This is a genomic window from Deinococcus sp. Marseille-Q6407, assembly GCF_946848805.1.
Lineage (GTDB): Bacteria > Deinococcota > Deinococci > Deinococcales > Deinococcaceae > Deinococcus.
Window position 1 is genome coordinate 382,765 of the sequence record NZ_CAMPFU010000004.1, and the last position, 9,167, is coordinate 391,931.

At 63.8% G+C, this 9,167-nt stretch carries 5 protein-coding genes and 1 pseudogene; 2 read left to right on the forward strand and 4 right to left on the reverse strand.

The features are described from left to right. Positions 1-86 precede the first annotated feature (86 nt). The gene (locus tag OCI36_RS11545; protein WP_261665219.1) at positions 87-3,845 is read right to left on the reverse strand and encodes a YhgE/Pip domain-containing protein; all 3,759 of its coding nucleotides are present in this window, start codon (positions 3,843-3,845) and stop codon (positions 87-89) included. A 254-nt stretch (positions 3,846-4,099) separates the two neighbouring features. Here OCI36_RS11545 and OCI36_RS11550 point away from each other — a divergent pair, with 254 nt between their 5' ends. Further along, complete coding sequence (locus tag OCI36_RS11550; protein ID WP_261665220.1) at positions 4,100-4,726, forward strand: TetR/AcrR family transcriptional regulator; 627 nt, start codon at positions 4,100-4,102, stop codon at positions 4,724-4,726. Positions 4,727-4,819: 93 nt separating this feature from the next. Here the strand turns inward: OCI36_RS11550 and OCI36_RS11555 are convergent. Further along, positions 4,820-5,193, reverse strand: a pseudogene (locus OCI36_RS11555) (acyl-CoA dehydrogenase family protein); the annotation flags it as partial. Then, positions 5,190-6,278: a transposase gene (locus tag OCI36_RS11560; protein WP_261665221.1), complete on the reverse strand. Its 1,089-nt coding sequence runs from the start codon at positions 6,276-6,278 to the stop codon at positions 5,190-5,192. The pseudogene OCI36_RS11555 and the gene OCI36_RS11560, both read right to left, overlap by 4 nt. 47 nt (positions 6,279-6,325) lie before the next feature. On the opposite strand from OCI36_RS11560, the gene OCI36_RS11565 reads away from it, so the two are divergent. Next, a complete protein-coding gene (locus OCI36_RS11565; RefSeq protein ID WP_261665222.1) occupies positions 6,326-6,532 on the forward strand; it encodes an aminotransferase class V-fold PLP-dependent enzyme in 207 nt (68 codons plus the stop codon). A gap of 178 nt (positions 6,533-6,710) precedes the next feature. Here OCI36_RS11565 and OCI36_RS11570 read toward each other — a convergent pair whose 3' ends face one another. Next, on the reverse strand, positions 6,711-8,891 hold the full coding sequence (locus OCI36_RS11570) for a family 1 glycosylhydrolase (RefSeq protein ID WP_261665223.1): 2,181 nt from the start codon (positions 8,889-8,891) through the stop codon (positions 6,711-6,713). Between the last annotated feature and the right edge of the window lie 276 nt (positions 8,892-9,167).

Consider the following 9,167-nt stretch of genomic DNA (forward strand, 5'->3'; position numbering starts at 1 on the left):
CGGAGGGGTTGCCGCCTTGCTGGTGGCCAGCGGTCCGCCGCGCGGCCAGGGACCGCGGTCGGCGGCCCTGGTCCAACGGGCGCTGTTTACTCTCCTTGGCCGTCTCTAGGTCGGCTTTCCTGCTCTTTTTGGATGTCTTCGAGTTCCTGAGCTTCCCGCGCCTCCCGGGCTTCCTGAGCATTCCTGATGGTTTCGCGCTCGGCTCGGGCGGTGCGAATCTGGCGCACCCGGCGCCCGATATCGTCCTCATGCACGTGACCGGTCGACAGCGGCGAAACGATCAGCGGCCGGAAGTCGATGTCGTCCACCAGTTCCCAGCGGCGGCGGGCAAACAGGGCCAGCAGGATACTGACCACCAGCATTGCCGCCAGATACAGCATGAACTTGAGATACTGCCCCTGGTAAGCGCCGGCGATGGCGTGCCGCAGGGCCCCCACAGCCTGGGTGACCGGCACCCAGTTATGAATGTTCTGGAAGACAGTGGGCGAGAGTTCGACCGGGTAACTGCCGCCGGACGAGGCCAGCTGCAGGATCAGCAGCACCAGCGCGATAAAGCGGCCCACCGAGCCAAACATCAGAATCAGCGCCAGAATCAGGGTGAAGAAGGTCAGGCTGGCCAGCACCGACGCCGCCAGCACCTGGCCGGTGTGCAGATAATGCACGCCCAGCGCCTGAACCCCAAACACCGTGATTACGGCCTGCAACACCACCAGCAGGGCCGGCACGGCGAACTTGCGGGCCACGCGGGCGGCCTGACTGGTGGTGCGGCCGCTGTAGGGCAGCTGCTGGAACGGAAAGACGAAGGTGGTCAGCACCGCACCCACCCAGAGGCTGAGTGACATGAAGTAGGGCGCAAAGCCGGTGCCGTTGTTGTCCACTGCCGCAAATTTTTCGGTGTCGGACAGCACGCTGCGGCTGAGGCCGGCCGGGTCGCCGCCCAGTTCCTCGAATTCGGAAGGCACCTTGTCGTGCAGTTCGTGCAGGCCGTTGTTCAGCCGGCCTGCGCCACTCAGCAGGTCGGAAGTGCCGCCCTTGAGGTCACCGGCGCCGCTGTCCAGCTTACCCAGGCCCTCGCTCAGGTCACCGCTGCGGCTGGCCAGTTCGGAAGCGCCGCCGCTCAGCTTATCTAGATCAGCCTGGGCCGGCAGCTGGCTGTTGATGGTGCCCACCCCTTCGCCGATGCGCAGCACGCCGTCGGCCAGGTTGTTGACGCCGCCTTGCAGCTGCCCGGCACCGTTCGCCAGCCGGGCCGCACCACTGGCAGCCTCGTTGGTGCGGGCTGCCAGGGTGGCCGCGCCGGTATTGACATCGTTCGCGCCGCTGGAGAGTTGAGTGGCCCCACCAGCCAGCTGCTGAGCACCGGCCACCGCACGGCCTGCGCCTTGCTGCGCCGTCTGGGCACCTTCGGCCAGACGGACCGCGCCAGTGTTCAGTTCGCCTGCGCCGCTGGAGAGCTGGCTTGCACCTTCCGCCAGGCGGGTCGCCCCCGCTACCGCTGAGCCGGCGCCCTTCTGAGCGGACTGCAATCCTTCGTTCAGCCGACCTGCACCGGCATTCAGTTCACCTGCGCCCGTGGAAAGCTGGCTGGCACCTTCGGCCAGACGGGTCGCGCCGGCCACGGCGGCCCCGGCACCCTGCTGCACGGTCCGGGCGCCCTGTGCCAGGCGAGTCGCGCCAGCGTTCAGGTCGCCCGCGCCAGTCGAAAGCTGGCTGGCGCCTTCAGCCAGGCGGGTCGCGCCGGCCACGGCGGCCCCGGCACCCTGCTGGGCAGTCCGGGCGCCTTCGGCCAGGCGGCCGGCCCCGGCATTCAGATCATTGACCCCTGTGGAGAGCTGGCTGGCACCTTCGGCCAGACGGGTCGCGCCGGCCACGGCGGCCCCGGCACCCTGCTGGGCAGTCCGGGCACCTTCGGCCAGGCGGGTCGCGCCGGCGTTCAGGTCGCCCGCGCCGGTCGAAAGCTGGCTGGCGCCTTCGGCCAGGCGGGTCGCACCCGTCACGGCGGCCCCAGCGCCCTGCTGGAGGCGGGGCAGGGCCTGCAGCAGATCGTTGGTGCCACTGTGCAGTTCCTGCGACCCCTGGTTCAGCTGCGCCACACCCGACTTCAGCTGTCCGGGCAGCAACGGCTGGTTGCGTACCCCTTCATTCAGTTTGGTCAGGCCCGTCGCCAGTTCAGCGGCGCCAGTGTTGAGGCGGTCCACGCCGCCAGTCACCTGATCCACACCGCCGGCCAGCTGCGGCAATTGCTGGGCCAGCTGGGTGTTCCCGGCCGCCACCTGATCCGCGCCCTGCTTCAGACGGCCGCTGCCGGTCGCCAGCTGACTGGCGCCGTCGGCCAGGTCACCCAGGCCGCTTTGCAGCTGTGGCAACTGCTGGGCCAGTTGAGCGTTGCCCGCAGCCAGCTGGTCGGCGCCTTCTTTCAGGCGGCCCGTGCCGGCGGCCAGCTGACTGGCGCCGTCGGCCAGGTCACCCAGGCCGCTTTGCAGCTGTGGCAACTGCTGGGCCAGTTGAGCGTTGCCCGCAGCCAGCTGGTCGGCGCCTTCTTTCAGGCGGCCCGTGCCGGCGGCCAGCTGATCGGCCCCGTTCGACAGGTCACCCAGACCACTTTGCAGCTGGGGCAATTGCTGGGCCAGCTGAGTATTGCCGGCCGCTACCTGATCGGCGCCCTGTTTCAGTTGGCCACTGCCGGCCACCAGTTGCCCTGCGCCGTTCGTCAGCTGACCCAAACCGCTTTCGAGCTGTGGCAATTGCTGGGCCAGCTGAGTATTCCCAGCTGCCACCTGATCCGCCCCCTGTTTCAAACGGCCGCTGCCGGCCGCCAGCTGCCCGGCACCGTTCGTCAGTTGACCCAGACCGCTCTGGAGCTGCGGCAACTGCTGGGCCAGCTGGGTGTTCCCGGCCGCCACCTGATCGGCACCTTGCTTCAACCGGCCAGTGCCGGCCGCCAGTTGCCCCGCACCGTTCGTCAGCTGGCCCAGACCCGAAGCCAGCTGGGCGTTGCCCTGGCTGAGCGACGAGGCACCGTCACGCAGCGGCTGCAGGGTTTTAGCGGTAGGAATGGCGTCGTTCAGCTGGCCCACACCCTGCTTCAGCCGGGCGGTGCCGCCGGTCAGGGCCTGCACCCCGTCGGAGACCTGCCCGGCGCCGTTCGCCAGGCGCCGGCTGCCGTCGGAAGCGGTGGCCAGGCCGTTTTTCAGGTCGCCGGCCCCGTTGTCCAGACGCTCAGCGCCGTCGCGGAGTTCACGCGACCCGCCGGCCAGCTTGCCAGTGGCGTCCTTGATGTCCTTAAAGCCGTTCTGGACATCTTCCAACGACGCCTGCACCACGTCCCAGCGGGTTTCGTTCAGCGATTTGTTCAGTTCGCTGCTCAGCCGCGCCGAGAACGAATCGGCCACGCGGCTGGCGAAATAGTTGGCGCCTTCGGCCACATAGAATTTCAGCAGGCCATGCTGCGAGCTGTCGCCCGACACGGCCTTGCTGCTGAAGTCGGCCGGGATGGTTAGCGCGAAATAGATGTCGCCGCGCTTGACGGCGTCGCGGGCAGCCTGCTCGGAGTTGTAGATGGTCAGGTCAAAGGGCGGGTCTTTGCGGAAGTCGTTCATGACCTCACTGCCCAGGTTGACAATCTTGTTGTCGCGGACCGTTCCCTTGTCCAGGTTCACGATCCCGACCGGCAGAGCTTCGAGGTTGCCGTAAGGGTCCAGGGCGCTGGCCAGGTTGATGCTGGCATACAGCGCCGGCACCACCAAAATGGCGGCGGCACTCAGCCACATCATGGGCCAGCGCCACATTGACCGTTCCGAGGGGGTCAAGCGGCGGAAATCTTTGGCGAAATCCTGCAGGGGCATTGCGGTCTCCTTAAAGCGCACCAGGTGCGTTGACTGAAATTTCAGGGGGAGGCGCCGGGGGGAAAAAGGCCCTTCGCTCTTTGCGGGAGGAAGGGAGCCCGGCCGGTGTATTTCTAAGCTTACTGCGCCTGCTCCCAGGCAGGGGCGCGATCAGCGCACTCCAGCCCTGAGCGGGGCGTATGATTTGGAAGTATTGCAGTGCATTGACACTTTGTCAAGTGACATCTTGTTAAGTGGATGTTACACTGCTTCTTATGTGCCCGCCTGTACCCTCACGCCGACCCGACCGCGCCCGCAGGCTGCCCCGGCGCCTGAGCGCCGAAGACCGCCGCGCACAGATTCTGGAGACGGCCGCCGAACTGTTTATTCAGCGTGGCTTCGAGAGCGTGGGCATGGCAGACCTGGCCGAGGAGCTGCGGATTTCGCGGCCCACCATCTACACCTATTTTGCCTCCACCGAGGAAATGCTGGACGCCCTGCTGGAAGCGCGGCTGGAGGGCCTGCCGGGGCGGCTACACCCCTACCTGCACAGCGCCGAGGACACCGCCACCGCTTTCGACCACCTTTTCATGGTGCTGCTGGAAGAACGCGACCTGCTGATGCTGCTGAATTCCGGTGGGGGGCCGCTCTTCCGGCAAAAACGCCGGGCTTTTTTTCAGGCGCTGGAAAGCCGCCTGCAGCTGGCCGAACTGCCCCGGGCGCAACGCAGCGGGCCGGCGGCGCAGCGGCTGGTTTTCCTCCTGCTTCACCTGCTGAGCAGCTCGGCGTACGCCCAGCTGACCGAGGAGCCTTTCGACGCTGGCGCCCTGGCCGCCACCCTGGACACTTTCGTGACTGGCGGCATCCGGGCCCTGGCCGAGGAGGCCGGCGGGGGCAACTGAGCCGGCGGGCACGTGCCGGGCAGCAGCCCAAAAGAAAACAGGCAAGGAGAAAACGATCTCTCCTTACCTGCTCTTTTTTATTTCGCGCTTGGCTCAGACGAAAGCACTCAGGCCAGTGATGGCGCGGCCCACCACCAGGGTATTGATTTCGTTGGTGCCCTCGTAGGAGTATATGGCCTCGGTGTCGGCAAAGTGCTTGGCGACCCCGTGTTCCAGCAGAATGCCGTTCCCCCCAAAGACCTCGCGGGCACGGGCCACCACTTCGCGGCAGCGGGCGGCGGGGTGGACCTTGGCCAGCGAGGCGTGGGCATCGATCATGTGGCCCCCTCGTCGGCCATGTGCGAGAGGCGGGTCACCATGCCCAACATAGCGGTCACATCGGCCAGCATCAGCACCAGGTGGTTTTGAATCAGCTGGAATTCCCCGATGCGCTTGCCAAACTGCTTGCGCTGCTGGGTATAGCTCATAACTTGCACCTTGCATAGCTGAGCGAATAGCCGTGCTGGTGGAGGAATTCTTGCTCTTTTTGAATTTGGCTCAGCAGGTGGTTCAGCCTGACTTCGGGGAACAAGGCGTAGAGAGCCAAGCGTGCAGCTTCCTTCAGGGTCATGTCCTCAGAGCGGTACAGCATGGTCAGGGTGAAGGCCAGGAAGACCATCAAAATCCAGCGGTCCAGACCCCTGGCAGTTCGCAGCGCGAACTGCGCCAACCCAAACTGATGCTTTCCCTCCTTAAAAAAGGATTCCAGCGCCCAGCGCCGTTTTCCTTCAGCAAGGATGTCCTTCCCCTCCAGCAGCTCGGATGACACCGCGAAGAATTCACGGTCCCCACGGTCTATTCTCCCCAGAGACAGCGTTTCCAGAGGCCAGTTGGCGAGGTTGACATACCCTCCGTGCGGACAATCCGCCACTGTCACCCGCCCAGGATGATCCGTGCGTCGGTTGCTCCGCACACCCACCACGAACTCGAAACCTAGACGCTGCACACCTTCCAGAAAGACAGCAGATTCGAATCCGCTGTCCGCCAGTACGCAGACCTGAAAGCGTTTCCCCACGAAGTCTGGCACCTCTTCCAGCAAGTCGAGGGCCAGTGTGACCGGGGTGCTGGTGTGCTTGCCCTGGTAGACCCGGTAAGAAATGGGGAACTTCAGTTCCCCATACTCGGCGAACAGGACCACCAGATGGATGCCGTGCCTGCCGTTGTAGACACTGACATAGGGCAGCTGAGTCCCCACCTTTTCCACCGTGGTCAGATCCACGCTGAGCCGCAGACGAGGTCTGCGTTTGTGACGAGCTGTATCCAGCAGGATGCGCCACTGGAAGTCCTGCATCTCTTCCCAGCAGCGGTCTGAATCCCAGTCGTAGATGTTGAAGAAACGGCTGAGTGCACTGGGGCTGACTCCCTCAGCCTGGCTGAACTTGGTCTTCTGACCTGGACTGTGGAAAAGGTGCAGCGAAGCCTCCAGGCTTCGCCGTTGGTACAGCGTCTCTGGAATATCCAGAACCTGCTGTGCGAAAATACGGACGCGCTCCCCTGAAACCGGTTGATTCACACCTCCAGAATTTCAGCTCTGGGAGCGCTTTTTGTCCGCCTATTCAGGTGCAAGTTCTGAGTTCTTCTGTTCTTCCTGCCTTCCTTGACAGTCAGCAGGTGGCGGTACGCTACGGGCATTTCTATGCCTACCGCTTACTGGAGGCTTTAGGGCTGGACCTCTCTGAAGGCGTCGTCCGAGTTTCAATGGCTCACTACAATTCAATGGACGAAGTAGAGCGCTTGATTGCTGGACTTGAAAAGTTCGGGCTCTAGTCCTGCTCCGAAGGAAACGTTTTGGGAAACTTCAGCGTCCAGAAACACTGTCCTGGACGCCTCAGCACATCTCTAAGAATATTCCCAGATCACGACTTATAAAGCAGATTGACTCATTGTTCTTCTGAAGATCGGCCCGGTCTCTGCCTAGGGTCTGCCTGGAGCTATGGACGGTGTTTTACCTATCCCGCGTAGCCATGCTCCAGCGTTGCAGCGCATCTTCAAAGTCAGGCATCAGCCAGGCCCGTTCGCTGCCCAGGACGCTGTAGTGGGGCCGCGCTGCCGGCAGGTCGAGTTGAGCGGTGGGCACAGCGTCAATCAACTCTGGATCCAGGCCTTCCAGGCTGGCCACTTGCCGGGCCCAGCCAGCCCAGGTTGTGGCTCCCACATTTGCGAGGTGCCATAGACCCGACTCACCGTCTATCAAGAGATCCAGGGTAACCCGGGTCAGGTCCGGCACATAGGTCGGTGAGACGGTCTGGTCATTGGCCACGGTCACGCGCCGCCCGGCTTTCAGTTCGCGGCGCACGAATTCTGCGAAATTGTACTGGTCCCAGGGGCCAAAAAATGCGCTGGTACGCACCACCAACGCCCCAGGCAATGCTGCCAGGACCGCAGCCTCAGCGTCGCGCTTGCTGCGACCGTAAGCATTCAGTGGAGCTGGCTGGTCACTCTCCAGATAAGGCACCGACTTGTCGCCGCCAAACACCAGGTCCGAGGAAAAGGTAAGCAGGCCGAGACCATGCGCCGCGCAGGCCTCGGCGAGAAGCTTCGGGCCCAGGAGGTTCTCACGCTCACAGCGCGGATCATTCTCGGCATCATCAACCCGGACATAACCGGCTGCATTGATCACCGCCCAGGGCTGCCAGCGCTTAAGTGCCGCTTCAATCGAGTCTTGGTCAGTGATATCAAGCTGCTGACGGTTACAGAGGACATAAGGCAGCCCACGGTCTTCGCAGGCACGCCGAAAGGCCTGCCCCAGCGTGCCGGTCTCTCCGGTGATGAGCAGGGGAGGCCCTGCCACCGGCTCGGCCTCCACATCTCCGAACGGTGGATACAGCAGCCGCTCGCGGCGGTGCCACCAGCCAGGCCCGGCCAGCACCGGATGTGAGGGGGCTGCTGCCTTTCCCGCCGCCAGCTTGCGGGCCAACCCTGCCAGAGCGGTAGGGCGCGGTTCGGGGGCGCGCACGTCCCATAAGCCGTTCTCGTAGTGCCCTTCGCGGCGGGTCAGCAGGCTGTTCCATTCATAAGCCCCGAAAGCCGCCCAGGCGGTCACGGCGCGGACATCCACGCCTTCACGCCGCACCTGCTGCGCGCCCCGCCAGCTCTCCAGCAGCCAGCGCAACTGCTCCTCGCGGGTGCAGTCCAGGTGTGCCTCGGTAATAGCCAGCGGCAGTCCGTAGCGGGCATGAGCCTCACGCAGCCGGTCTGCTCCCAGCCCAGGTTGCGCCCCGCGGACGCGCACGCTCTCCACGTCCGCATAAGACCGGTTGATATTGCCTCCCAGGAAATGGGCCGGATAGCGGTCCAGGTGCTCATCCAAGAAGCGTTCGCTGGTCACGTAAGTGTTCAGGCCCAGGATGTCTGGCGGGCAGGGATGCTCGCAAAACCAGTCCAACTCGGCTTCGGAAGCGCCGCAGCTTCGCAAATAGCCCCAGAGCGGATGCTCAGGCGTAACCCGGCCCATGAGTAAATCTATGCTCAGCCAGCGCCGCTCGTTTTCAAAGTCGGCCTGCTCGCGCAGTGCGGGAGTGCTGAAGGTGCGGCCCATATCTTCGGTCTGGATCAGCTGCGCCTGTGGGTTCACCTCACGGATGGCCTGCATGGACAGTACTGTGGCGCGCAGCTGATGCATAAGCGCCCGCCAGAAACTGCCGTCATCGTGGGCGTGGGGATACCAGTGCCCATACAGCCCGGAAAAACGGGCCGTGGTCAGCGGTTCATTGACGGGAGTATAGGCCCGGACATGTGGATAGCGCTCGGCCACCGCACGGGCATATTCGGCCAGCCCGGTCGTGAAGGCCGGATCCAACAGGTGGGTGTGCCGTGGGCCACCGCCGTGGTGGACTAGGCCCAGAATGGGTTCAGGGCCCTGTTCGGCCAGCCGTTCAAGCCGGGCGTCGGCCCAGCGCCAGTCCGCATCCTTCAGCCCCTGCGGCGCGGTGCGTTCCCAGAGAAGTGGAAAGCGCACCCGCTCAGCTCCTAATGTTCCCAGCAGATCCACATCGCTCAGACGCTCATGAAATCCGCTCAGGACCAGTTGATCAAGGACTTCCTCTCCCACCCGGGTGACGGTGGGCTCGATACCAACCCATAAGGCCAGATCAGAAGAGGAGTCAGGTCCAGCAGAGAAAATCATGCCTTAGTCTGTCTCCTTGGCCGGGCCAAGAGGCCTGTTCTGCATATCAGGGCCTTTACAGATTTGGCCACCAGTTCTCATAAGTTGTGCTCAGAACTTGCACCTGTATAGGGAGACAAAAAGCGCTCCCAGAGCTGAAATTCTGGAAATGTGTACAAACAGGTTTCAGGGGAGCGCACCCATATTCTCTCACAGCGGATTCTGGACATTCCAGAGACGCTGTACCAACGGCGAAGCCTGGAGGCTTCGCTGCACCTTTTCCACAGTCCAGGTCAG

Bases quoted from the DNA above. Each gene is read 5' to 3' on its own strand.
- OCI36_RS11545 (WP_261665219.1), bottom strand. From the start codon at position 3,845: ATGCCCCTGCAGGATTTCGCCAAAGATTTCCGCCGCTTGACCCCCTCG.
- OCI36_RS11550 (WP_261665220.1), top strand. From the start codon at position 4,100: ATGTGCCCGCCTGTACCCTCACGCCGACCCGACCGCGCCCGCAGGCTG.
- OCI36_RS11570 (WP_261665223.1), bottom strand. From the start codon at position 8,891: ATGATTTTCTCTGCTGGACCTGACTCCTCTTCTGATCTGGCCTTATGG.